The organism is Shewanella rhizosphaerae (genome assembly GCF_019457655.1).
GTDB classification, from domain to species: Bacteria; Pseudomonadota; Gammaproteobacteria; order Enterobacterales; family Shewanellaceae; genus Shewanella; species Shewanella loihica.
In genome coordinates, this window is record NZ_CP080420.1 from 759,251 (window position 1) to 782,945 (window position 23,695).

At 55.6% G+C, this 23,695-nt stretch carries 22 protein-coding genes; 11 read left to right on the forward strand and 11 right to left on the reverse strand.

What is annotated here, in order from left to right:
• Positions 1-247: 247 nt before the first annotated feature.
• Complete coding sequence (locus tag K0I63_RS03445; protein WP_220082535.1) at positions 248-1,963, forward strand: hypothetical protein; 1,716 nt, start codon at positions 248-250, stop codon at positions 1,961-1,963.
• A gap of 101 nt (positions 1,964-2,064) precedes the next feature.
• Here K0I63_RS03445 and K0I63_RS03450 read toward each other — a convergent pair whose 3' ends face one another.
• The 3 genes from K0I63_RS03450 to K0I63_RS03460 form a co-directional block, all read right to left on the reverse strand.
• The gene (locus tag K0I63_RS03450; protein ID WP_220082536.1) at positions 2,065-2,595 is read right to left on the reverse strand and encodes a peroxiredoxin family protein; all 531 of its coding nucleotides are present in this window, start codon (positions 2,593-2,595) and stop codon (positions 2,065-2,067) included.
• Between the two features lie 76 nt (positions 2,596-2,671).
• A complete protein-coding gene (locus tag K0I63_RS03455) occupies positions 2,672-4,138 on the reverse strand; it encodes a S41 family peptidase (RefSeq protein WP_220082537.1) in 1,467 nt (488 codons plus the stop codon).
• A 44-nt stretch (positions 4,139-4,182) separates the two neighbouring features.
• A complete protein-coding gene (locus K0I63_RS03460) occupies positions 4,183-5,109 on the reverse strand; it encodes a phospholipase A (RefSeq protein ID WP_220082538.1) in 927 nt (308 codons plus the stop codon).
• 232 nt (positions 5,110-5,341) lie between these two features.
• Between K0I63_RS03460 and cobA the strand changes: the two genes are divergently transcribed.
• A complete protein-coding gene (gene cobA, locus K0I63_RS03465; protein ID WP_220082539.1) occupies positions 5,342-6,163 on the forward strand; it encodes a uroporphyrinogen-III C-methyltransferase in 822 nt (273 codons plus the stop codon).
• Positions 6,164-6,186: 23 nt separating this feature from the next.
• Here cobA and K0I63_RS03470 read toward each other — a convergent pair whose 3' ends face one another.
• Positions 6,187-7,023, reverse strand: a complete 837-nt coding sequence (locus K0I63_RS03470) for a TIGR03899 family protein (protein ID WP_220082540.1) — start codon at positions 7,021-7,023, stop codon at positions 6,187-6,189.
• Positions 7,024-7,120: 97 nt separating this feature from the next.
• A complete protein-coding gene (locus K0I63_RS03475) occupies positions 7,121-8,287 on the reverse strand; it encodes an MFS transporter (RefSeq protein ID WP_220082541.1) in 1,167 nt (388 codons plus the stop codon).
• Between the two features lie 202 nt (positions 8,288-8,489).
• On the opposite strand from K0I63_RS03475, the gene K0I63_RS03480 reads away from it, so the two are divergent.
• The 5 genes from K0I63_RS03480 to K0I63_RS03500 all read left to right on the forward strand — a co-directional run bounded on the left by K0I63_RS03480 (position 8,490) and on the right by K0I63_RS03500 (position 14,160).
• Positions 8,490-9,926 (forward strand): hypothetical protein, encoded by a 1,437-nt coding sequence (locus tag K0I63_RS03480; RefSeq protein ID WP_220082542.1) that lies wholly within the window; start codon positions 8,490-8,492, stop codon positions 9,924-9,926.
• A gap of 33 nt (positions 9,927-9,959) precedes the next feature.
• Positions 9,960-11,108 (forward strand): imelysin family protein, encoded by a 1,149-nt coding sequence (locus tag K0I63_RS03485; protein WP_220082543.1) that lies wholly within the window; start codon positions 9,960-9,962, stop codon positions 11,106-11,108.
• 114 nt (positions 11,109-11,222) lie between these two features.
• Complete coding sequence (locus tag K0I63_RS03490; RefSeq protein WP_220082544.1) at positions 11,223-12,854, forward strand: di-heme oxidoredictase family protein; 1,632 nt, start codon at positions 11,223-11,225, stop codon at positions 12,852-12,854.
• Positions 12,855-13,049: 195 nt separating this feature from the next.
• On the forward strand, positions 13,050-13,571 hold the full coding sequence (gene hemG / locus K0I63_RS03495) for a menaquinone-dependent protoporphyrinogen IX dehydrogenase (RefSeq protein WP_220079907.1): 522 nt from the start codon (positions 13,050-13,052) through the stop codon (positions 13,569-13,571).
• A gap of 64 nt (positions 13,572-13,635) precedes the next feature.
• The gene (locus K0I63_RS03500) at positions 13,636-14,160 is read left to right on the forward strand and encodes a cytochrome b/b6 domain-containing protein (protein WP_220082545.1); all 525 of its coding nucleotides are present in this window, start codon (positions 13,636-13,638) and stop codon (positions 14,158-14,160) included.
• A gap of 87 nt (positions 14,161-14,247) precedes the next feature.
• Here K0I63_RS03500 and K0I63_RS03505 read toward each other — a convergent pair whose 3' ends face one another.
• Entirely contained in the window at positions 14,248-15,120 is an 873-nt protein-coding gene (locus K0I63_RS03505; protein WP_220082546.1) for a LysR family transcriptional regulator, read from the reverse strand.
• A 109-nt stretch (positions 15,121-15,229) separates the two neighbouring features.
• Between K0I63_RS03505 and K0I63_RS03510 the strand changes: the two genes are divergently transcribed.
• Entirely contained in the window at positions 15,230-16,309 is a 1,080-nt protein-coding gene (locus tag K0I63_RS03510; protein ID WP_220082547.1) for a linear amide C-N hydrolase, read from the forward strand.
• Positions 16,310-16,385: 76 nt separating this feature from the next.
• On the opposite strand, the gene K0I63_RS03515 is transcribed toward K0I63_RS03510, so the two are convergent.
• Complete coding sequence (locus tag K0I63_RS03515; RefSeq protein ID WP_220082548.1) at positions 16,386-17,450, reverse strand: DUF2955 domain-containing protein; 1,065 nt, start codon at positions 17,448-17,450, stop codon at positions 16,386-16,388.
• The gene (locus K0I63_RS03520) at positions 17,440-18,474 is read right to left on the reverse strand and encodes an HlyD family secretion protein (RefSeq protein ID WP_258406930.1); all 1,035 of its coding nucleotides are present in this window, start codon (positions 18,472-18,474) and stop codon (positions 17,440-17,442) included. The genes K0I63_RS03515 and K0I63_RS03520 overlap by 11 nt, the downstream gene beginning before the upstream one ends.
• Positions 18,475-18,900: 426 nt before the next feature.
• Between K0I63_RS03520 and K0I63_RS03525 the strand changes: the two genes are divergently transcribed.
• Both K0I63_RS03525 and K0I63_RS03530 read left to right on the forward strand, forming a co-directional pair.
• Positions 18,901-19,308, forward strand: a complete 408-nt coding sequence (locus tag K0I63_RS03525) for a hypothetical protein (RefSeq protein WP_011864490.1) — start codon at positions 18,901-18,903, stop codon at positions 19,306-19,308.
• Positions 19,309-19,374: 66 nt separating this feature from the next.
• A complete protein-coding gene (locus K0I63_RS03530; RefSeq protein WP_220082550.1) occupies positions 19,375-20,082 on the forward strand; it encodes a DUF4328 domain-containing protein in 708 nt (235 codons plus the stop codon).
• A gap of 88 nt (positions 20,083-20,170) precedes the next feature.
• Here the strand turns inward: K0I63_RS03530 and K0I63_RS03535 are convergent, their stop codons facing one another.
• The 3 genes from K0I63_RS03535 to nfsB all read right to left on the reverse strand — a co-directional run bounded on the left by K0I63_RS03535 (position 20,171) and on the right by nfsB (position 22,492).
• A complete protein-coding gene (locus K0I63_RS03535; protein WP_220073107.1) occupies positions 20,171-20,833 on the reverse strand; it encodes a thiol:disulfide interchange protein DsbA/DsbL in 663 nt (220 codons plus the stop codon).
• A 184-nt stretch (positions 20,834-21,017) separates the two neighbouring features.
• A complete protein-coding gene (locus tag K0I63_RS03540) occupies positions 21,018-21,677 on the reverse strand; it encodes a DNA-J related domain-containing protein (protein ID WP_220082551.1) in 660 nt (219 codons plus the stop codon).
• A gap of 161 nt (positions 21,678-21,838) precedes the next feature.
• Complete coding sequence (gene nfsB, locus K0I63_RS03545; protein ID WP_220082552.1) at positions 21,839-22,492, reverse strand: oxygen-insensitive NAD(P)H nitroreductase; 654 nt, start codon at positions 22,490-22,492, stop codon at positions 21,839-21,841.
• A gap of 331 nt (positions 22,493-22,823) precedes the next feature.
• Between nfsB and K0I63_RS03550 the strand changes: the two genes are divergently transcribed.
• Positions 22,824-23,654, forward strand: coding sequence for a hypothetical protein (locus K0I63_RS03550; protein ID WP_220082553.1), 831 nt, complete (start codon positions 22,824-22,826; stop codon positions 23,652-23,654).
• Positions 23,655-23,695 lie beyond the last annotated feature (41 nt).

Here is a 23,695-nt window from a genome sequence, read left to right on the forward strand (position 1 = left end):
TTGGCGAGAGCTAGATGTTTGATTGGTCTGCTGGCGCATGCTAATTAATAGCCATAGGCCCTGGATAGTCCGCTGCGGCTATCCAGGGATATCCCCGCTAATCTTATTTCCCTTTTTATTCATCTATATAGTAATATCGACCCCATTCTTTTCTTATACCAATCAAAGTAAGTCATTGATCGGTATTACGTGCTTGCCAGCTTGGGATAGGCCCGACTGCTGCGCGAATTAACAGGGAGTTTAGTGAATGAAGAAGGCATTAGTGGCGGCGGCGATCCTTGCCATAGGCGCGGGGGGCTACTGGGCGATGCAACAGGCGCCTAAGTCGGTGGATAATCAGGTATTGGCCTATGTACCTGCCGATACCCCCCTGTTTTCCGCACAGTTTGAGCCTTTTCCCATAAAGGACTATATCGACGCGCTCCCAGAGGCGCAGAAGCAATATCCCGTAGAGATGAAGACCCTGCTGTCTGAGGACGAGGATCCCAGAGCCCAGTTTATCTTCAGGGTGTTGGAGCGTTACTTCGACGCCTCGAAAGATGGCCAGCAGCTGATCGATACCTTCGGCCTGCCCGAGAAAATCACCAGTTATTTCTATACCTTAGGCGTCTTGCCCGTGATCAAGCTGGATATCGCCAATCCAGATCATCTCTGGGCGGTGCTGGATAAGGCCGAGGCCGAAAGCGGCCTGACCCACACGGCGAAGCAGCTTGGCGAGGTCAAGTACCGTGCCTATCGTCTTACCGACGAGGGCGAGAACGAACGCGTTGATCTGGTGTTTGCCATCGACAAGGGCATGCTGACCCTGACGCTGGAAACCAGCTTCCTCGAGCCTGAACTGCTTGAAACCGCACTGGGGCTAAAGCCGGTTCAAGACTCGCTGGCCAAGGCTGGTACGGTCGATGAGATCATCAAGAAACACGGCTTTAAAAAGGACAGCGTCAGCTATATCAATCATCAGGAGTTAGTGAAGGCGATCACCACCCTGGATGCTAATCAGATGGCGCGTCAGCTGACCAAGATCTTTAAGTTGATTCATGATGATCCCTTCGTTGAGCTGCGCTCTCAAACCTGTCAAAGCGAGCTGGCCGGCATCGCCGCAAACTGGCCACGCACAGTGATCGGTTATACGGATTTCGAGGTGAAGAACAAGCGGGCCAAGATAGGCTTTAGCACTGTTATCGAGAGCAATAACCAGGTGATCCTCGGCGCCCTGAGTCAGATGCGCGGCTTTATTCCGGCCCATACCAAGCGCATAGACGCTGGGGTGTTCTCCATGGCCCTTGGCCTGGATGTGAATCAGTTTGTGCCTAGCATCTCTAAGATCTGGGATGATCTGCTTACCCCAAGCTATCATTGTGAGCCGCTGGCGCAGCTACAGGGTGAGATGGAAGGGCAGAGCCCGGCCATGCTCGGCATGTTTACCGGTATGGCCAACGGCGTGAAAGGGGTCTCCTTCTCGCTGCTGGATTACGCCCTAGAGCAAGACACCCAAGAGATCTCCCTTAAGGATCTCGATGCCATCGTTACCCTGACGGCGGACGACCCGGCGACCCTGTTTAACATGGTGAAGCCGTTTGCCCCCGAGCTGGCCAATGTCAATCTGCCTAGCGACGGTAGCACGGTCGACCTTGGCGCAGCGCTGCAACTGCCGCCATCCCTCGGGGTGCGGGCGCAGATGGCGCTTAAGGGTCAACACCTGACCATCTACACGGGCGAAAAGAGCCAGGCGATCGCCGATAAGCTTGCCGATGAGAAGCCAACGGCGAATGGCCTGTTTTCTATGACGGCCGATTACGCCAAGCTGTTCACCCCTGCCATGAACCTGATGGCCATGAGCGGCGAGCCTATTCCTGAGGAGCTGGAGGCGCTGAAAGATTATCGTACTCAGCTGAAGGTGGGGATGGATATCACTGCCAAGGGGATCGTCATCGACAGCCTGGTGGAGACCCGCAACGACTAAGCGTCATTCATCGTTGCAAATAAGTCATTGCACATAAGTCATAGCAAATAAAAAGCCCCGGGGCCTGAGCGCACGGGGCTTTTTTTATTGCTAATTTTAACTTACTCGGCCTTGGCGATGCCTAAGGCAGCCAGGTTGGCGGCGATATCTTCGGCGGCCGTCTTAGGATGAATATCTTCATCGATTTTCAATATGGTGCCGTCCTCGCCTATGTAGAAGGTGACCCGGCTGGCGACGCGCACCAGGTTGAGCACGTCATAGGCCTTGGCGGTCTCCTTGGTGGGGTCGCTGAGCATAGGGAAATCGGCCTTCTGCTCCTTGGCAAACTTCTGGTTGTCTTCGAGATCATCGACGCTGGCCATCATGTATACGGCCTTGTACTGACGGATAAGCTCCCCTTTCTCCACCAGAGATTTGCACTCTAGCGTACAGCCTCGGGTATTGGCCATGGGGTACCAGGCCAGTACCAAGGTCTGTTTGCCCAGGTAGTCGCTGAGCTGATAATAGTGGCCGTCGGTGGCCTGTAGGCGGAAATCTGGGGCCTTATCGCCCACCTTGAGATCGGTGGCATTGGCCTGTGCGGCGAGAAGTAGGCTCATGCCGAGCAGGAGTCTGGTGACTAACTTATTCATGTGTGATCCTTTTTAGTGAGTTGGCTGTGTTAGTTGTAGGCTTGGTTATATTAGCTGCTTGTATTAGCTACTTGTATTAGTTACTTGTATTAGTTGAAGTCGGCGCCTGGCTGTCTGTATCCGGCGCAAACAGGGCGATCAGGTTTTCCCAGTAGACGGCATCATCCAGTGGCTGCTCGATATCCGGCTGGGTCGGCACGCCCGATAGCGCCTTGCCCGTGGCGTCATATACCTGGGTGGCGTTGAAACTTATCTTAAAGCCACTGTTTGGCAGGGTGAGCTGCTGCTGTCTGCCATATTCCCCCCGCGTCGCCTCACCCACCACTAAGGTGTCTGGCCAGGTCTTGGCGAAGTGGGCTACCCACTGGCACTGCTGACGACAATCTGGGCCGATCAGCAATATCAACTTACCCCGTTTAGGACGGGGAAGATACGACCAGGGTAAGCTGGCCAGGTGCCAAAACTTGGCCTGCCAGGGGCTAAAACCGGGTTCCTCTTCGGGCAGGTGTGGGCGTAGTAGTTCCAGCTGTAACTGCTCCGCCTGACTCAGGCTAGCGGGCGGCAGGAAGCCTAGGGGCTTGAGGTAGTCGCTGCGCAGATTGGGCCCCTTCTTGTAGCGTGCCACGGCCTGCAGGGAATCTGGCCAGCCCGCCAGTAGCGGCGGCCTGATGTCCGGGCTGAATGCCTGGGCCAGCATTTTCAGCAGTTCATCGCCCGCGCCATGAGCCTGACGCAGATCCAATATGGTGACTGGGCTGGTCAGCGAGTGCTTGAGATGCTGCCCGAGGGGGCTGCCTGGATTGAAGCTCGACAGGTCATGGAGGCTAAACACCCCTTGCAGGTCGGCACTGACCTGCTCATTGTCATTGCCACTGAGCGCCTGAGGTGGCTTGCTGGTCAGCGCCAGGCTAACTTGGTGGCCGTTGCCCTGCTCGTCGCTCAGGGTGAGGCGACAGTGCTCGCTGGGCGCCAGGCCTATCTCGCGCCTGAGCATGGTGATCATCGTAAGATACCTGGCCTGTTCGCTTACCGTGTCGGCCAGGCTGGGGGGCAGAAAGCCCTGGGTGGCTGCTACCCAGAGGGCGATGGGCAGGCCATCGATATGGGTGATAAAGGGTGCCTCACTGTCCAGTGGGCGATTGTCCTGGGTCAGCGCCAGCCATTTATCGTCTAACTTGCGCAGCTTGATCGGCAGATAGGCCTGGGCGGTAACACCCTCGAGCCGAGCGCTGGGATCGTCAATGGCCGTCAGTATCTTAAGCAGTTGCTGGGCAAATAGCTGACGCTCACCGCCCAGGGGCAGCTGGCCAAGGGCCTTGTTGATTTGGGTTTCCAGGCTCACTAAGCGCTGGGGGGAAGCGGCTGCGCTGGCGGAGTATTGGCTGAGATGCTGTTGCAGATAGTTAAGATCAGACAGCATCTCCCGGGCGGAGAGCTGCGGCTTGGGCGGCTCCTCGCGCAGGGCGATCACCGTCAGCTGAATACAGCTCAGCAGCATGATGAGGCCGAAGCCATTGATGATGCTCTGGTGTCCGAATTTCATTCTGCTTCCTAATGCGAGCGGCGGGCATAGCGCGCCGCCTATGGTTAGAGAATGTCGTTGATTGCGAAGCCGATGCCGATCCGCTGGGTATGGGCGTTGTAGTCGATAAGACTCTCGCCATAGCCATTAAAATATTGTGTATAGAGACGCAGATTGCCAATGATGGGATAGCTCCAGGTAAACTCCACCGCGCCGCGGTTAGGGCTCTCTAGGTTGTTGCGCAGCATCAGCGAGAACCTGTGTTTGTCTACACCATAGACCCCCATGAGCTCGAAGTTGCCCATGTAATCCAGGATATCCGGGTTATCGTCTCCCTTGGGTGAATCGGGCATCTCTTTCTCATCTTCCGGTATACGCCACCACACCTTGGTGGCGAGGGCGAAGGGGCCGCTATCGAACACCATGGTGCCATAGATACGGTTCCAGCTGCGGGACAGATCACCGGACTTGCCGTTGGACTGATGTACGGCGCCGACGCCCCAGAAGGAGTTGGTCAGCGGGCCTATCTGCCAGTCGTTGTTGAACAGCATGAAGATCTCTGGTTCATGGTTGGTTTCGCGAAACGGCGAGGAGATATCCTTGTTATACACCTGCCAGTAGGACTGGTTGGTGTAGGCGAAAAACAGGTGGCCGTTGTCGCCGAACACGTTATACATCAAGGGAAACTTAAAGCTAATCTGAAACTTGGCTTCCAGGTTATCGATTTCCGAGTTGTTCTTGGCCAGCTCGTCGGCAAAGGGATCCCTATTGGGAGAGCTGTTATAGGTCACGGGCAAGATGTAGTTGACCTTGTGCGGCGTGATCACGAAGGGCCTCTCCGAGGTGGCCAGCTCATCTTCGACGCGCTGGTCCAGCAGCGAGCTATCCTCTGTGGTTTTCTTCTCTTCTGTGGGCTCGGCGCCCAGGCAGGTTGCAGGCAGTGAACATAGGGTGATCAGGGGAAGCCATTTAAGGTATTGGGTGGTTTGCATCCTTGTTTCCTCTCTTGTCGCAAGCTTAGCGCGTCGTCTCCAATCTAGGCTATGTTGTAACATTTGCGCCCGCCGCGCGCACCTATTTTAATTCTGTCTACTTGATTTGTTTCATGAAAATTTCGCCAAGCCCCACTAATAACTAAAAAGTATAAAACCTAATAAACTTCTATTTTTTATGGAATAAGAATGACGCTATATTAACCTCATCACTATTGTATGAGATGCGGATATGGAACTATTTACTCTACCCGGGCAGCAGGCACAGGGCAAAGTCTGGCTTGTGGGTGCCGGCCCTGGCGACATTGAGCTATTAACGCTCAAGGCCTACCGCATCCTGAAGAAGGCCGATGTGGTCTTGTTCGACGCCCTGGTGAGCGATGAGATCCTGGCTTTAGCGCCGAAAGAGGCGGAGTTGATCGCCGTGGGCAAGCGCGCCGGTAAACACAGCGCCGCCCAGGAGGAGATCAACCAGCTTTTGGTGACCAAGGCTTATACCCGCAAGAATGTGGTGCGTCTCAAGGGGGGCGACCCCTTCATCTTCGGCCGTGGTGGCGAAGAGCTGGAGACCCTGGTAGAGGCGGGGGTGGAGTTCGAAGTGGTGCCAGGCATCACGGCGGCCAGCGGCACCTCTGCCTACGCAGGTATTCCCTTGACCCATAGGGATCATGCCCAGGGAGTCACCTTTATTACCGGTCACTGCAAGTTAGAGAGTCGTCCCATGGACTGGCAGTCCTATGCCAACAGCGCCAATACGCTAGTGGTGTATATGGGGATCCTCAACGCGGCCAGCATTCAACATGGGCTTATCTCGGCCGGGCGCTCGTCCAAGACGCCGGTGGCCATCGTCTCAAAGGCGACCACGGCGGCTCAGCAGCGCTTTATCGGCACCCTAGGTGAACTGGCGGAACTGGCAGCCGATCCGGCACTGGAGATGCCAGCGCTGATGATCATAGGTGAGGTGGTTGGCCTGGCCGATAGCCTGCACTGGTTCAATCCAGAGACCAGCCCTAAAACCCTGGATGCGGCGCTGAAACAGTCGCTAGGTCAGTAATCTACGTTTCAGTAATCTTCTTTTCAGTAGTCTACTTTAAAGTCTTTCTTAAATAGTGCCTGCAGCGCGCGGGCATACTCTTCATCTGCCTTGGGGCGCACCAGCTGCGCCAATTCGTCGCCAGTCGGCGTCAGTCGATAATAGCTAAACACTAAGTGCCCGTGCTTGGGCGTCAGCGTCATGCGCTTGCCCGACAGGGTAAAGCTGATGGGGTTCTTGGCGTTGAGCTGGCCCGTCTCAAACTCGCTCCTGTGCAGCAGGCCCGCATCCACCAGAGTGAGCACAGAGGAGTAGGGCAGACCAAATTGCGACAGGGCGATCTGGGTGGTATCCGTCTTGCGAAACAGCTGGCCTATGCCGCCGGCGTGGCGAAAGCCGATCACCAACTTGAGCTTAGATTCGTTGTTGAAGGTGACTGCCATCCCCAGGGCCTTCTCGAACATCTGCGCCTCTTTGTGGGTCAGCTGCTTCAGGGTCGCCAGACTCCTGAGGCTAAAGCTGCCTGGGCTGGTGATCTCATTGGCCAGGATCCGTCCCCACAGGGCCTGCATGTTGCGGTTGTGGATCTGCTCCGCCAGCTGAAAGAACTGGTGGATCCAATCGGGGTCGAGATCCGCCCCGGTCACATCAGATGGCGTATGGGAGAGGGCGATGGCGTAGATGTTTTCCAGGTTAGCCTGATACTGGCTGGCGAGCTTGCGCAGGCGATGGTCCGAGCGCTCGGCCACCGAGGCCTGAGAGGGACGGTAATCCTCATCGCTGCCTAGACCGATAAGGCGCCCAAGCAGCAGGGCCTTGCGGCGGGCAGATACATCGGGTTGATTGGACCCTGAATTGGATAGCTTAACGATCTCGGTCATAATCTTTTCTTGTGAATAGTCTTATCTTGTAAATAGTCTTATCTTGTGTCGCTTTATCGTCCGATTCTATCTGAATTTCTAGCCCCAAGCCCTAGTTTCAGGCGTTGGCCGGCCAGTTGACATGCTTGTCCTGGGCCGGATGGCGTGGAATGTTGAAGGCTAGCACCAGTGAGCAGAGGGCGAAGCCTGCCCCGATAAAGAACACCCACTTATTGGAGTAGAGCCAGAGCATCCCCAGCAGCGCCGGGATCACCACGGCCGCGATATGATTGATGGTGAAGCTGACCGACATGGTGGCGGCGATATCTTTGGGCTCGGCGATCTTCTGGAAATAGGTCTTGATGGCGATGGCCATGGCAAACAGCAGATGATCCAGCACATAGAGCACGGCCGCCATCTCCGCCTGCTGCACGAAGGCGTAGCTGGTGAAGATCACTATCAGGCCCACATACTCTATCATCAGGGCGTTGCGCTCGCCGATGCGGCCGATAAAGCGGCCAATGGCGGGAGCGAACAGCAGGTTGACCACATAGTTGATCAGAAACAGCGCGGTGATCTGGCTGACGCTATAACCAAACTTCTCCACCATCATGAAGCCGGCAAACACCATGAAGATCTGTCGCCGCGCGCCGGAGAAGAAGGTCAGCAGATAGTAGAGCCAGTAGCGTCGTCTGAGGATCACCTTCTTGTGTTGCACCTCGCCTTGGGGAAACTGGGGGAAGTAGAGGGTCAGGGCGAGCACCATCAGCAGCCCCAGGCCCCCTATGATGGCGTACATCCACTGATAATCCAGATGCAGATAGGTCATCACAATCCAGATGCTGCCGTAGCCGGTGAGGGCCGCCGCCGAGCGCCAGGCCAGCGCCTTGCCCAAGAAGCCTGCGGTCTCCCCCTTGTCGACCCATTGCAGGGTGAGGGACTGATTGATGGTCTCATAGTAGTGAAAGCCCACCGACATCAATACTGTCGTCAGATAGAGCCCCAGTACCTGGGGGAAGAAGCCTGTGATGCCGACCCCTATGGTCAGCAGGGCGAGAGAGACCAGGGCGAAGGTCTGTTCTCTGAGCAGCAGTAAGATGAAGATGGCGGTAAAGGCCAGAAATCCGGGTACCTCCCGCAGACTCTGCAATATGCCTATCTCGGCGCCGGTAAAGCTGGCTCGCTCGATGACGAAGTTGTTCAGCAGCACCTGCCACACAGAAAACACCAAGGACATCACGAAGGTCATCAGCAACAAGAGGGTTTGTGGGTTCTTCTTTAACATTCCATTGGCTTCCAGTCTTTCCCGGGGCGATCAGTCTACCCCATAGCTTGGGCGGCACAAACTGGTTTCAATCATTACGCCCTAGCATGCTTTGTCATCAATTTGTTATTAACAAATGTAAATTGTAATGCAAATTATTCTCATTTGAAATATTGTGCCCGCAATTTAATGGGGGATGCTGTTTATTCAGCATGGAGAGAAGATGACACTAAAATTAACCACCTTAGGGATGGCTATCGCCGGCTTGCTGGCGGGCAATGCCTATGCCGACACTCAAACAACCAATACCGCGACCAATACCGCCACCTTAGCCGAGTCGATCGCCAGGCAGGAGCAGGCGCTTATTCAGCTGAAACAGGAGCTGGCCCAGCTTAAGGCGCAACAGGCCGACAAACAGGCAGAGCAACAGGCCGAGCAAGAGATTGACCGACAGGCGCTGACCAAGGCGGTACAGGAACAGGTTGCTCTGGAGGCCGCTAACAGCCCCTGGAGCCGCTTCAAGTTTGAATCCTACGGCAGCATGAATTACACCAGCGACGAGTATTTCGATAACGTGCAGGACACCTCGCCCGAGCGTCGCGGCCGCCTGGATCTGGAGCGGATCGTCACCGAATTTGGCTACCAGTTCAACGACGAGTGGGACATGGAGGTGGAGATCGAATATGAACATGGCGGCACGGGCAGCGCCCTGGAATATGACGGTTTCGACGAGTTCGGCGAGTTCGAGTCGGAGGTCGAAGCCGGCGGTGAGGTGATGATCGAGAAGGCCCAGCTCAGGTATCGCCCGAGTAAAGCCTTCGGCGTCAAGTTCGGTAACATACATCTGCCTGTGGGGCTTTCCAGCGTGCTGCACAAGCCTAACCAATACCTGACCGTACTGCGTCACCGCAGCGAGGCGGCCATGTTGCCCGCGGTGTGGAACGAGACGGGTATCGGCATCTTCGGCGACCTGGGGGATTTTCACTATCAGGCTCAGGTGGTCAGCGGCCTCAACTCTGAGTATTTCCGCACCTACGACTGGATAGCATCGGGCCATCAGAAGCGCTTCGAGCACATCAACGCCGACGAGCTGGCCTATGTGCTGCGCCTGGATTACGGCAGCTTCAAACAGCCAGGTCTGGCCCTAGGCGCCGCCTACTACTATGGCAACACCAGCGGTAATCGCCACAAGAGCAACAAGCTGGCCGGTGATGGCAGCGTGAGCCTGCTGGCGCTTTCCGGTGCCTATGTGGACGGCCCCTGGATACTGCGCGGGCAGTATCTGCAGGGCACCCTGGATGATGCCGATGCGATCACTCAGGCCAACAAGACCACCCCAGGCCTCAAGCCGGGTAACTTCGCCCAGCTGGGCAGCAAGGCAGAGTCCTTCTTCGTCGAGGCGGGGCTGGATCTCAACCACTTCTTCTCTGTGCCGCTGACTGTGTTTGCCAACCTGGATTACGCCAACCCGCTGAGCGAGGTGGAAACCGGTACGGCCACCAAGCGCTATGAGAACACCTGGACCAGCGTCGGCATCAACTACTCACCGATCCCCGAGATAGTGATCAAGGCCGAGGGCGGCCTGCATCAGGTGGCGGTAGCTGCCATCCCGGATACCCATTTCTTTGCCCTGGGCGTGGGCTATCAATTCTCGCTCTAACGGCCGACAACTTTGATTTTTATGGAGAGACAGATGAAACAATTTAAATATGGCGCGATCGCATTGGCACTCATTTCGGCCCTGGCGGCCTGCGGTGGTTCGGGCAGCGATGAGCCCGAGGTGGTGGTGCCCGAAACTGGTTTTAGTTTCGATGCCGACGCCCTGATCGTCAACCTGAGCGACGAGGTGATCGTCAAGGGTTACAGCACACTGGCGGATCGCGGTGAGGCTTTGCTACAGGCCACCCAGACCCTGGTTGCCACTCCGACCCAGGCCAACCTTGAGGCGGCGCAGTCGGCCTGGAAGGCGGCCCGTCAGCCCTGGGAGCAGGGCGAGTCACACATCTTCGGCCCGGTGGACTCTCTGGGGATCGACCCACACCTGGATAGCTGGCCGCTGAACACCACAGATCTTAAGACGGTATTAATCAACAGCAGCGGCTTCGATGCCGAGACCATCAAGGGCTGGAACGATGACGTGCAGGGCTTCCACACCATGGAGTTTCTGCTGTTCGGTGACGGCATAGACGACAACGTCAAGCAGATAGGCGAGTTGACCGCCAATGAGCGTGACTACCTCATGGGACTGGCCGAGGTGTTTCGCGACTACACCAAGCAGCTGGCCGATGCCTGGCTGGTCAGCCATGACGGCCAGAGTGGCAAGGCCTATGGCGAGTTGCTGAAATCGCCTGGCGTCGATGGCAACACCTTCTACAGCTCGCAGGTGGGCGTGTTGGAGGAGCTGATCAAGGGGATGATCGGCATAGTCGATGAGGTGGGCAACGGTAAGATCGCCGATCCCTTCGGCGGCTCGCTGGCCAGCGCCGACACCTCCAAGGTGGAGTCGCAATACTCTTGGAACTCGCTGACCGACTTTAGCGACAACATCATAGGGGTACGCAACGTCTATCAGGGCGAGTTCACCGGCGAGGCCGACAAGCAGGGGATCATCGACTTCGTGCGCGCCGCTGACAGCGAGCTGGCTAGCCGGGTTGCGGCAGAGATAGACGCTGCCATCTTGCAGATCCGCGCCATCGAAGGCACAGGCAAGATGCCGTTCCGTCAGGCGATAAAAGATGAGGCGGGCCGCGCGCGCATCCAGAAGGCGGTCGATGCCCTGGCCACCCTGCAGGCGAGTCTGGAAAACCAGGTGTTGCCGTTACTCAAAGAGTGGAAGGTATAAGGCCAGTTAAGAAGAGAGCCCAGGCTCTCTTTTTCTTGCCTATATAACCTCATAAAAACAAAGGCTAAATGGCAAAAGGCCCATTTAGCCCGACTGCAATAAAGTGTGATAAAGATGATGAATTGCTTAACCAAATCCTCCGCCCTGTTGGCGGCCTTGACCCTAGCTCAGACATTGGCGTTGACCGGTTGTGGCGGCTCGGGTGATGAGATAGAAGTGCCAGAGCCCGAGAAGCAGTATCCCGACTATACCCAGGTGACGGCATTGGGCGGTGACACCACCACCTTCGATGCCTCGAGTTCGGGCCACGGCTATTCGACGCCGGCGCTGAATCTCAACCAGGCGCAGCTCGCCCAGCACCTAAGCGGTGACCTGAATTTTGAGACCGCCTTTACCACGGCGCCCAACGAGGAGCATCCAGAGCTCGACGGCCTGGGGCCAGTGTTCAACAACGCCGACTGTAACTCCTGCCATCAGCGCGACGGTCGTAACTCGACGCCGATAGTGCCCGCAGGGCATGCGCGCATTAAGCTGGGCTCCGAGGCGGGGATCTTCCTGCGTATTAGCAAGGCGCCGGACCAGCCCTGCCTGCAAGGGACGGCAGCGAACAACTACTGCGCGCCTATCCCTGTGCCAAACTTCGGCACTCAGCTGTTCCACCGCGGGGTGCTTAAGGCCAGGGAAGACTGGCAGCAGAACCTATTCGGCGGCCAGGCGGATGTCTACCTCTCCTACGAGCTAATGACGGTAACCTATCCCGACGGCACTGAGGTGACGCTCAAAAGACCACTGTTTGCGGTGGAGAACCCCTTCGATGCGCCGGGTGAGAGCCTCAACAGCATCAACGTCACCTCTGAGCTTTTGCAGAGCGATGTCTTGATGGGTTGGCGTAACGGCATGCCTGTGTTTGGTCTTGGGCTGCTGGAGGCGATCCCCGAGGCGAGCATTCTGGCGCTGGTGGATGAAAACGATGCCGACGGCGATGGCATTTCAGGGCGGGCAAACTATGTGTTCGACGCCGTCAAGGCCCAGCGCGGCGAGAGCCATCCCGTCTCTTTGGGGCGTTTCGGCTGGAAGGCCAACACCCCCAGCGTACGGGTGCAGTCATTGGGCGCGCTGCGCGGCGATATTGGGATCACTAACCCCTTGTTTCCCGAGGAGAGCATCCAGGGCACCAGCATGCATGACAGCTACCTAACCCGCACTGGGTTTGTCGATACTGGCAGCGGCGTCGACGGCGAGCCGGAGGCGAGCGCCGAGTTCAGCGACGACGTGGTCTTTTACGCCGAGACCCTGGCGGTGCCAGCGAGGCGCCAGGTGGATGATATTAAGGTGAGGGAAGGGGCGCGACTGTTCGAACAGGTCAACTGCAGCGGTTGTCATCAGCCTAAGTTTGTCACCAAGAGCAGCGGCGAGATCGGCGGCCTGCCTATGATAGAGGCCCTTAAGGGGCAGACCATCTACCCTTTCACAGATATGTTGCTCCATGACATGGGTGAAGGCCTGAGTGACGGTCGCCCCGACTTCCTGGCCAGCGGTAGCGAGTGGCGCACCCGGCCGCTATGGGGCATAGGCCTGACCCAGACGGTCAACCCCCAGGCGGGCTTCTTGCACGATGGCCGCGCGGCGAGTGTGGAGGAGGCGATCCTCTGGCATGGCGGCGAGGCCCAGGCCAGTACCGATAAGTTTATGGCCCTGACTCAAGAGGAGCGCTCGCAACTGCTGGCCTTCGTGATGTCCCTCTAAGGGTTAGAAAGATGATGAAAAGCGTGGCCTAGGCCGCGCTTTTTTATGACAAAATGTATCCAGAAGGCAATTTGTGACCTCGGTAAACTTAAGCCGGATTTTGCCCTTAGTCCTCGTGATCTGTTTCAATTAAATATTGCCCGATTTCCCCTATCATGATGCTATAGCAAGAGTTAAGTCGACTTAGGGGCCTTCGTGAGCAAAATATTAATCATCTATTCCAGTGTGCATGGACAGACCCGTAAGCTGTGCGATTTCATGCAGCGCGAGCTCGAGGCGCTGGAACATAGCGTCACCTGCGCCAGCATAGACAACCCGCCCGCCCTGGAAGGGTTCGATAAGATAGTCCTGGGCGCCAGCATTCGTCACGGCAAGCACAATCCCAGGGTGTATGACTTTATTCGCGAGAACATCAAGGTGCTGCAGGAGAAGGCCAGCAGTTTCTTTTCGGTAAGCTTAGTGGCGCGCAAGCCCGCCAAGAATACCCCTGAGACCAACCCGTACATGCAGGCGTTTCTGGCCAAGTCGCCCTGGCAGCCTAAACTGCTGGCGGTGTTCGGTGGTAACCTGGATTATCAGGGTTATAACGCCCTGGATCGCAATATCATACGCTTCATCATGTGGATCACTAAGGGGCCGACGGCGCCGGATACCAAGGTCGAGTACACCGACTGGGACAAGGTGAAATACTATGCCCAGCAGGTCGATGCGCTCTAGTATTGCGTGCTTTCGTAAAGTGCAAGCGTCAAGATAGCGTGAGTCATATCAAGGGGAGAGCAAGATGAAGACACTGACCAAGCTGCGCGAGGTGCTGGAGACCTATCAGCATCTGTTTGTCATCCTGTTAACCCTGTTTCTGGTGGGCACCAGCGGCTGGCTCATGATGGGGCGGGGGCTGCGGGCTAACGCCTCGGTCTGGGACATCCTGCATGTCTACCTTGGGCTGCTGGCGGGGATCTTCTCGGTCACCATGTTGGCGATCAACCTGATGCGCGGTCAGTGGCGACAATATTTTCCCTATCTGGTGGGCGACTTTACCCAGCTGAGTAACGATGTATGCGGCCTGAAGCGGGGCAAGTTGCCCCTGGCCGGTGGTCGCGGCTTGTTTAGCGTGGTCGAGGGGATTGGTATGCTGCTGTTTGTGGCGGTATCCGTTACCGGCCTGATGTGGTTTATCACCCAGGGCAGCAGCGAGGCCCTCAACTGGCGTAGCTATCATCACAGCCTTGCCCATGGTTTCATCGTCTTCATGGTGATCCACGCCCTGTTTGCTCTGTCGCACCTGCTGGACTTTATTCGCCGCTAGGCCAGGGCTAGGCCAGGGCTAGGCCAGGGCTAGGCCAGAGCTAGCGCCCGCGAGAGTTTAAGCGCCGCAAGACAAGGCTAGAGTTGATCACTCCTCATCGATCAACTGCTCGATAAACCAGTTGCCCGCCTGGCCCAGTCCCTCCTGCCAGATAAGATCTATGGGCCAGTGATTGCCCTGCTTACCATAATCGAAGTTCAGATCCTTAAGCTTACCCTCCTCGATGAGCGGCTGGGCGAGCGCCTGTGGATACATGGCAAAACCACAGCCCGCTAGCAGTAACTCCCGCAGCTGATAGAAACGCTCGACGGTCACCAGCTTGCTGGAGTAGCGCATCACCTCGAGGTAATGGGGCAGTATGATGTTGCCCGCAGGCGGCATCAATTGGTGATGGTGATCGAAATCTTCCAGCTCGGGGGCACTTCTTAGCTGCGCCAATGGATGCTGGGGGGCACTCACCAGCAGCCATTTAATACGGCTGATGGTTTGGATGTTGACCCCCCTGAGGTTTGCCAGGCGATTGGGTGCGATGATGATATCGCACTGAAGATTTTGCCAGTCCAGGGTCTCCGCCTCGACTATGTTGATTTCCAGATCTGGGTAGCGCGCCGCTAGCTCGCCGATGAGCCGGGTGTATTCGGGGTAACAGGTATAGGGATGCAGGCAGATGGAGAGCTGGCTCTCTATTCCTTCGCTCATCATCTGTGCCTGGCGCTCCATGGCGATAAGCTTGGGCAGAATCTCCAGCGCCTTCACATAGAGGCGTTTGCCCTCCTGGGTGAGCTGTGGTTTCTTACCGCCATGGCGCTCGAACAGGGTCAGCTCCAGATCAAACTCCAGATGTTGTATCGCCTTGTTGACCGCGGCGACGCTGACCCCCAGCTCCTTGGCGGCGCCGGAAAAGCTGCCATGCTGGGCTACGGAAACAATGTATTGCAGTCTCTCTGTGGTGATGATCATCGGCGAACCTTTAACTTTAGGTTGATAGTTCTTAGCGTAGCACTTTTTTCGCCTTTGGTACGATTAACCCGTCAACGAATCAACATCCTTAGTTACGGAGATTGTTACCATGAAAAAAGTACTACTAAGCACCACTATCGCAGCCCTATTTGCCACTACTATGGGCGCCGCCATAAACGCCGAAGCCTGTTCTCGTCTGGTGACAGAGACCCAATACGGCACTATGTTAATGCGCACCGCAGACTGGGTGAGCACAGCCCCCTTCGACGGTCACATGTCTGTCTTCCCTGTCGGCACCGAGCGCACCATGCGTGGTCAGGTTGCCGAGTACCAGCAGGCCATGACTAAGTGGCAGACTAAGTACCACACCCTCTCTATCGAAGAGCATGGCGCCTTCAGCGGCTTGTCGGGTCAGACTTCTAACGAGAAGGGACTCAGCGTGATGGCACTATCTCAGCATGACAGCGAGCCTTATCTGAGCCAGCACAAAGATAATGGCGCGCCAGCGGTCAACACCGCCGACGTAGTGAGCTTTATCACCGAGCGTTATGCCACCACCGCCGAGGTGAAAGCGGCTCTGGATAATGGTGAGTTCCAAATCGCCTGGGCCTCTGCGCCAAATGGTATGGAGCACGCTGCGCCGCTGCACTACTCTGTGGTCGATGCCGACGGTAACATCATGCTCATCCAACTGGTGAAGGGCGGTGAGCAGAAGATCTATCTGGGTGATGCCGAATCGGATCTGCGCGTCAAGACTAACGACCCGCTGCAGGAGAAGCACAGAGAGTATATGCAGCAGTTCGACCTTAAGGATCCTAGCGTTGCCACTAAGATGCCTTGGAGCATCGGCGGCCTGGAGCGTAACTCTCGCCTGCTGGCCATGTCGACTCACATGGACTTAGAAGGGCTGAGCTACACAGAGACAGTTGCTCGTCAGAAGGGCACCTTCGATGCGGCGGCGCTGGTGCCATTCGGTGTGCAGGACCCTAAGACGGGCGAAGACTACCCAAGCTTCTTCAGCATGCAGTACAACCTGGATAATGGTGATATCTGGTTCCGCAGCCTGATGAGTGGCAAGGAGATCAAGTTTAACCTGGAAGACACTAAGCATTTCAAGACGCCAATGCATGCCGATATCATGGCTCAGGTAGACAAAGGCGCTCAGACCATCACCTGGTCTAAGATGTAAGCTAGGCGAATGCCTTAACAAAATGGGTTTAAAAAAGCGCGGCTTAGGCCGCGCTTTTTCTTATCAGCCCCTATGGCTAGTTGCCAGCTTGTGCCGCCTCAGGTTCCTTTGCGGGAGCATTGCTAGGCCCCTCATCGGAGCGCTTCTCTTCATCCGCGCCCGTCTCATGGTGCAGCAGGCTGAGCAGCAGGCCACCAATAATGATGGCGATACTGATAGAGATAAGACGCACCAGCTGGGCATAGAGGGCATCGGATCCTATGTGGGTGATGATCTGATACACAAGCACCACAAAGTTGGTAAATAGCAGCTGATAGATGGCCAGGGGAGTGGCTCGCCTGATGGCAAAGCCCGCCAGTTGCAGGCCGCAGAAGATGGCCATTCCCAACACTACCCAGGTCGGCAGACCGAAGGCGAAGGTCAACATCACGGGGAAGGTGAACAGGATACCTATGGCCGTGGTGATCAGACGATTCTGTTTGAAGCTCTTGTGCTCCTTGGGATCCGCCAGCTTGATCATGCTGCCTATGGTGATAGCAATCAGCATGCTCTGGGAGCTGCCGATGCCGATCAGCGCCGCGAGTACTATGGTCATGGCGGTGGTCTTAAATAAGATGGTGCCCATATGGGTGCTGCTGCCATCGGCCTGGGTCTCATCGGCCAGTATGTCTTGCTCGTCGCCGGGAAACAGCAGGAAACTCAGATAGGTGAGGATCAGCGCCAGGACCGCAGATTTCATCAGCAACCAGGGCAGCACCTCGATGGGCGCCTGCATCTGCTTACTCATGATGGTCATGATGATCACCACGATCAGCATCAGAGTGGCGAGCAGATCTTTGCCGTCGTTGTGGCTGCGATAGAAACTCCAAAACAGCAGCGACCAGCAGAACAGCAGGTAGCCGCTGGGGGAGTCCAGTAAGAGCCCGCCGATAAACACCAGTCCCAGGCTGACAAACAGGACGATCAGCAGCAGCTTGAGCATCAGGCTCAGGGGCGGACGCGAAGGCATCAGGGTGAGAAAGATCACCATGAACATGGGCGCCAATATGGCTAGCGGCGCCGCCTGGGACCAGAGGTAAAACAGCAGCGCCAGCGGGCCGAATACCAGGCGTATGATAGGGTTGGCTGGGCTATGAAACATAGGTCCAGATACTCACTATCTGCATCCAGATGCCGGCCAAGAACTCGCCTATGCTGCTCTGCTCTGTGTAGAAGGCCACTGTGGCCTGAGAGCCGTAGCGAATATTGCCTGGCGGTTTAGTGCCGGTGAAGACTATGTTGACCGGGTAGCGCTGGGCCTTGATGCCATTGCTGTCTGCGGTAAGAAACCCTGTATTCTGGTCGATATTGTTACTGCCGCCCGTGCCCCAGCCTATGCTGTCGACCTTGCCTTCTAGCACTCGTCCCGGCAGGGCATCGAGGACTATCTCCACCTTGTTGCCCACCTTGATATGCTCCAGCGAGTTTTCTCTGACCAAGGCCGAGATCCACACGCCCCTTGGGTCGATAAAGGTCAACATGGGCGAGCCGACGTTGGCGCGCTGGCCCAGGGTGAGCTGAAGGTTGGTGACCACGCCCTTAGAAGGGGCCTTGACCTGAGTCTTTTGCAGATCCAGCTGAGCCTTCTCCAGGTTTGCCATGGCCGCGAGGATCTGCGGATTGTCCTGACCTGCCGGGCCCAGGGCCTGTCTGGCCTGCACTAACGAGGCCTCGGCCGCTTCGAGATTCGCCTGGGTTCTGTCTCTGGCCTCGATGGCATTGTCCAGCTCTGCCTGGCTGAGTACCCCCTGTCCGGCCAGCTCGCTGACGCGCGCGGCCTGCTCCTTAGCGTTGTTACGCGCGGCGATGGCATCTACCACCTTGGCCTGTGCTACCTCTACCGCCGCCGTGCTGGCACCGATATTCTGCCCCGCCAACGACAGATTGGCCTGAGCCGATTGCAGGGCAAGACGATAGTTGCGCGGATCGATCTGAAACAGGGGCTCGCCGGCCTCGACGATCTGGTTATCTCTGACGCTCACCTCTGTGATGTTACCGGCGACCTCTGAGGCCACCCTTACCAGATAGGCATGCACCCTGGCATCGCTCGTCATGGGCGTTACCCTGTCGGCCCACAGGCTATAAAGCCAGACGACTAAGATTAAGCCTATGATGTAAAAACTCATTTTCCGTGATGATTGTTCCGCAGCAGACATGCCTTCGCCTCGATGAATAGAGATTGTTTCATGGTAAACCTCGATCCTGTTACCAGCAAGTAACAAGTCTCGTTTTAGTGGTGTTTATATGACCTAGGTATCTAAAAAGGCGGGGAAAGAGAGTTAGCCTGATTTAGCCTAGGTCTTGGCAAGCTTATTGTGAAGGGCTAAGAGCAGAGCTAGGCATAGCCTGCTTTGCAGAGCATTGCGAGTATGTTAGCTTGGGAGCGTATCGCCATGGCGAGCGGATAAACGTCTTCGTCGGTGCGTGCAGGGAATGGGTCAATTCATGGAAGGCATCTGGGATCTCTCCTGGCAAATACACTCCTTCAGCAGTCTAGATTTACCGACATTGCCTAATGTTTTTCGCTAAAAAAATTAGAGGATTAATTAGATATGCCTAGATTGAGCAAGGTGAATTTGCTGTTTCTAATCGGCCTTGGCGGCTGCCAGGTCTCCCTTAACGGTATCCCACCTATGCCCGAGGTGATCGAGCTAGCCGATGGTACCTATAAGGTGTTTGTTGCCCACCCCAGTAAGACACAGGTGGTGAAAACCTCTAAAGGATTCATGAATAAGATATGTAGTGATAAGGGACTGAGTTACGACATCATCTCTGAAAATATCGAGATGACGGGTGAAGCCATCGACCAAACCAAGAAATCTTCCTCTGTATCAGTCTTGGGCGTGAGCCGCACCGAATCAGAATATGAAACTAAACATATGCAGGAAGGGGAGGTGCATTTCAAGTGTGTCCCTGAGGATGAAGCGGCCTCAAGCCTGGTGCATCGCACGACGCCTTGAGCTGGTGCCTTACAATTAGCGCTTTAGTAAACGGATAATGCCAGAAATAATAATAGGAAAATCAAAATGTCAGGGAATATCTTTAAATTTAAAGATGCAAGACTATTAACTCAATGGGTGCGTTATCTGCTTTATGCCCAAGTCTTTGTTGCATTGCTCGCGATTAGCTCCAATTACATGGAATATCAGTTGCTGATGGATTATCAGTCTGGGGCTTATTCTTCAGAGGAGCAGGCGATTGCCGATGGTGACGAAAATGATCGACGCCAGCTGGGGGTGGCAGGTCTCTATTTTGTTGTCTTTATCGTTTCGGGGATCATGATCCTCAAGTGGATATACAGGGCGAACTTCAACGCGCGTCAGCTGGGCGCCACTGATATGAGCTTCACTCCTGGCTGGTCCATCGGTTACTTCTTCATTCCCATCTTCTGCATCTGGAAACCCTATCAGGCGATGAATGAGATCTGGCAGGCGAGCCATGATCCCGAGAACTGGAGTTTGAGCGGCTTCAACTCCAGCATCAGCCTGTGGTGGCTACTATGGATCGTCAGTAATGCCCTGGGTCAGATGGTATATCGATTAACCGATAGGGCAGAGGAGTTACAAGATTTCATTAATCTCAACATGCTAGCTCAAGTATCAGAGGTTTCCACTATCTTATTGGCCTTCGCTACCCTAAGTGTGATTAACACTATTTACCGAGCACAGACCGAGGCGTTGGCGCGGGGGGAGCAACAGACCTATCAGGGGGCGCAGCAGGTGGTTGTCGGCTAACGCCACAAGGTTAAAGCCAATGCGATTAATAACAACGAGAAACGAAAAAGGCGCCGTAGGGCGCCTTTTTTATGTCATTTTGCCGAGCCTATTTGTGCTCGACGGCTAGGTAGTTGATCAGATCGATCAGCTCACCCAGGGTGCGGATCTGGCTTAGGTTGACCGCATATTTATCGTTAACGATAAAGGTGGGCACACTCTGAATGCGGAACTCACGCTGCTGGGCGCGCCATAGGTCTAGCTTACTGCTGACCGTCTTACCATCGGCGATTTCGTCATACTTGCTGATATCGATCCCCTGATCGGCGAACACCTTCTTGATGTCGTCGCGGGTATTAATAGCAGGTTTCTCATGGGCGCTATGGTCATGATCATGGCTGTGTCCGTGGCCGCCTTGCTCGCCCTGAATGGCGCTAAACATGGCGTGGACCATCTTGTCTTCGACGCCCAGCTCCTGGATCACCCCAAGTGAGCGCATTACCTCTGTGCCTATGTCTGAGTTCATGAAGTCCACATGCTTGCTGTCGAAGCTCACTCGCTTGTCCAGGTTAGCCTTGATGTCTCCCAGGAACTGAGTCTCCATGTTGAAGCAGTTGTGGCAGTAGAAGGAGTAGAACTCGGTCAGCTTAGGGCTGGCACTGGGGGCCTTGTCAGACACCGTCATGAAGTGTTGCCCCTCGACAAACTGGGCGGCAAAACTGGTGAGCGGCGCCACGGCTAGGGTCAGGGCGAGTGCGATATGTTTAATCATGATGATCCTTAAATTGATAGCGTCGTTGTGCAATCAATGGCTAACGTCAATCGACAATAGGGTTAGCCTAAATGCCAAAGCTTAATTATGACTGAAGGCGCAGTGAGAAACAGGGGCCAGAGTGTGACCTGAGCTTAAGTTCTGCGTTTTGTTTGTCGGTAGAAAGGGCGGATCTGTGACGGGGCTAGCGCGACTCTCTCAGTGTCTGCCAGGCCTCGCAGACCCGCTTAAACTGAGTGGCGTCGCCGCCGTCACGATCGGGGTGCCATTGCAGGGCCAATTTTCGCCACTGCTTGCGTATCTCTCTGTCGCTGGCGTCTTGGGGCAGCTCGAACACCTCAAGCGCCTGACGCTTGGGCAGGGCGTCGTGGCGGGTGCCGATATAGTCCTCATAGCGCTGCCAGAAGGATTCCAGCATCTCCTGAATGATATCCGGGCAGGTGTCGTAGTGCTGCCAGTCCTGATAGTAGCTTCTCAGGGCGTCATCCTGACTCAGCTGGCTATCTAAATTGCTGGGAGGAATGCGAAAGATCTGTATCTCCATCGCCCTGACCTGCAGGTAGCTGCCGGGCAGTAGCATGGCCTGTAACTCGAACAGGGCGTTCATCAGCAGGAAATTCTGCTTAAACAGGGCCTTCTGTGGGTCTGTGTCCAGCGCGCGCATCAGGCCTTTCTCTTGTAGGGCAGCGGCCAGGTGATGCACCTTCCAGCTACGATTGCTGCGCTGTAGCAGGGTGAGGAGCGGCCAGATGAGCGGGTTATCACCTTTGATGGCGAAGCATTGGCTGGACGATGAGGCGTCTTGCAGCCTAGCGGCTGTCGGGGTCGATTTGGCAAGAAGCATACAGGTGTCTCATCCGTGACTGGCGATAATTTCTACTATGACAATGGTGAAAATAGAACGCAAGTCTTATCGGTTGAGCCTGGGCTAGTCGGGCCAGCAACCAATGAAAAGGCGATGCATGGCATACGCATCGCCCTATGGCAGATCATGAGTTGAGACGATTAGAGCTCGGTGAAGAGCGTCTCGATAGGCAGGCGCGATTTAGGCAGCTTGGCGTTAAAGTCATCCTCGCTGTGATAACCCAGGGCCACCACCACAGAGGCGGCGTAGCCTTTGGCCGGCAGCTCCAACACCTGGTTGAGCTTAGTGGCGTTGAAGCCTTCGATTGGTGTAGCGTCAATATCCAGCAGGCTGGCGCCCAGCAGCAGGTTACCCAGCGCCAAGTAGACCTGCTTCTCCATCCAGTGCTGGCTGTCTTTCAGCTCGATTCTGTGCATGTTGGCGAAGAAGGAACGACCATTGTGCTGGCCCTGTTTGGCGGCTTCGTCGGCGAAACGGCCATCCGCATCTTCCTGCTCGAGTACCTTTAATAGGTGGGCCTCATCCATGTTTGTCTTAGTGCAGAGCACCAGCACGTGGGAGGCGTTGAGGATCTTGGCGGTGTTGAAGGCGAAGTCGCTGGTGGCCTCGGCGATCTGCGCCTTACCTTCCTCGGTCGAGGCGAGCACGAAGTGCCAAGGCTGTGAGTTGGTCGACGATGGGCTCATGCGAAGCAGCTGCTTGATCTCCTCGACCTTGTCGTCGGCGATCTTGCGGCTAGGGTCGAATGCCTTAGTGGTGTAGCGCTTATTGGTGTAGAAACTGAGTTGTTGCATGACAAGCATCCTGTAATTGAGTCGATTCTTTATGTCGATTCTTTATGTCGATTCTTTATGTCGAGAGTGAGGCTGATTCTACGTGACTCTTTCACCGATAAAAACAGAGGAAAGTCACATATACTTTCAAAAATATATTGATAATAGGCGGTCGCCAGTCTGCTGAGGCCATTATGATCGTCTAGGCATAACCCTTAGCGATTGCTCAACGGATAACAGTCGCATAAGTGAAGCTAATTACCTGACAAAAAAGATGATTTATGCTTAACTTTCAGAGCTGTCATCTTGAGTCGAGCGCTCCGCCCGACTCGCCTACGCCGGAGAAGAAAACATGGCTTTTCGAATCGATTCATCCATCATCGCCTGGCCCCTGATGGGGGCATTGTTGAGTGCGCCCGCCATGGCCCTGGACTGGCGCCTGGGCATAGGCGGACACGATTACTATGTGGATGAGGCTGACTCCCACACCTTAGGTGCTGGGGTGAGTATCGGCCTGACCCATCTTACCGAGAGTGAGATCAAGCTTACCGGCGAGCTGAATATCTTCGTGGATCATGATGTGGACGAGCTCGACCCCGACCATATTCCCGTCTGGTTTAGCTCTTACTACAGTGCCAGTGGCGACCTCTTCTCGCTATCCCAGCATTCTCGTCTCTTTTGGGACATAAGCCTGGGGGGCAAGCGTAATACCGTCAGCTCGGTGGAGAAACAGGTCAGGCTGTTTCCGGCCCTGGGTTATGGCTATCAGAGAGAGGCTTTTCAGGCCGACGTTAAGCTGGGAGGCGGTTACTACTTCCTTGAGATCGACGATGATGTGCCGCGCATGCGTGGCTATGACAGGGAAGATTTCCAGAATAAGACAGGCGCCTATACGCTGGCCGCGGCGACCCAGTTTGCCCTGGGTAAAGATTTCGATCTGAGCCTGGCGGCGCAGCAGTGGCACGATGGCAGCGATTGGCTGGAGAACCAGCTGGAGGCGCGCCTCAGCTATGACGCCGACCATTGGTCATCTAAGAGTCAGCTCGTCTTCAGCGTGAAATATAACGAGTATAATCTGGATTCCTATGCCAGGGTGCCAGTGGACTCGCCGGACTATCTGCCAATCCTGCCTTGGAACAAAGATCTCTTCGTCAGAGTCTATTTCGACATGCCCTGGGGTTAAGCCTAGTTGCACCTTAGATAGAAGAGATGCGTAATGGTGCT

Coding starts and splice junctions, on each gene's coding strand:
- K0I63_RS03445 (WP_220082535.1), top strand. CDS start 248: ATGAAGAAGGCATTAGTGGCGGCGGCGATCCTTGCCATAGGCGCGGGG.
- K0I63_RS03450 (WP_220082536.1), bottom strand. CDS start 2,595: ATGAATAAGTTAGTCACCAGACTCCTGCTCGGCATGAGCCTACTTCTC.
- K0I63_RS03455 (WP_220082537.1), bottom strand. CDS start 4,138: ATGAAATTCGGACACCAGAGCATCATCAATGGCTTCGGCCTCATCATG.
- K0I63_RS03460 (WP_220082538.1), bottom strand. CDS start 5,109: ATGCAAACCACCCAATACCTTAAATGGCTTCCCCTGATCACCCTATGT.
- cobA (WP_220082539.1), top strand. CDS start 5,342: ATGGAACTATTTACTCTACCCGGGCAGCAGGCACAGGGCAAAGTCTGG.
- K0I63_RS03470 (WP_220082540.1), bottom strand. CDS start 7,023: ATGACCGAGATCGTTAAGCTATCCAATTCAGGGTCCAATCAACCCGAT.
- K0I63_RS03475 (WP_220082541.1), bottom strand. CDS start 8,287: ATGTTAAAGAAGAACCCACAAACCCTCTTGTTGCTGATGACCTTCGTG.
- K0I63_RS03480 (WP_220082542.1), top strand. CDS start 8,490: ATGACACTAAAATTAACCACCTTAGGGATGGCTATCGCCGGCTTGCTG.
- K0I63_RS03485 (WP_220082543.1), top strand. CDS start 9,960: ATGAAACAATTTAAATATGGCGCGATCGCATTGGCACTCATTTCGGCC.
- K0I63_RS03490 (WP_220082544.1), top strand. CDS start 11,223: ATGATGAATTGCTTAACCAAATCCTCCGCCCTGTTGGCGGCCTTGACC.
- K0I63_RS03500 (WP_220082545.1), top strand. CDS start 13,636: ATGAAGACACTGACCAAGCTGCGCGAGGTGCTGGAGACCTATCAGCAT.
- K0I63_RS03505 (WP_220082546.1), bottom strand. CDS start 15,120: ATGATCATCACCACAGAGAGACTGCAATACATTGTTTCCGTAGCCCAG.
- K0I63_RS03510 (WP_220082547.1), top strand. CDS start 15,230: ATGAAAAAAGTACTACTAAGCACCACTATCGCAGCCCTATTTGCCACT.
- K0I63_RS03515 (WP_220082548.1), bottom strand. CDS start 17,450: ATGTTTCATAGCCCAGCCAACCCTATCATACGCCTGGTATTCGGCCCG.
- K0I63_RS03520 (WP_258406930.1), bottom strand. CDS start 18,474: ATGAGTTTTTACATCATAGGCTTAATCTTAGTCGTCTGGCTTTATAGC.
- K0I63_RS03525 (WP_011864490.1), top strand. CDS start 18,901: ATGCCTAGATTGAGCAAGGTGAATTTGCTGTTTCTAATCGGCCTTGGC.
- K0I63_RS03530 (WP_220082550.1), top strand. CDS start 19,375: ATGTCAGGGAATATCTTTAAATTTAAAGATGCAAGACTATTAACTCAA.
- K0I63_RS03535 (WP_220073107.1), bottom strand. CDS start 20,833: ATGATTAAACATATCGCACTCGCCCTGACCCTAGCCGTGGCGCCGCTC.
- K0I63_RS03540 (WP_220082551.1), bottom strand. CDS start 21,677: ATGCTTCTTGCCAAATCGACCCCGACAGCCGCTAGGCTGCAAGACGCC.
- nfsB (WP_220082552.1), bottom strand. CDS start 22,492: ATGCAACAACTCAGTTTCTACACCAATAAGCGCTACACCACTAAGGCA.
- K0I63_RS03550 (WP_220082553.1), top strand. CDS start 22,824: ATGGCTTTTCGAATCGATTCATCCATCATCGCCTGGCCCCTGATGGGG.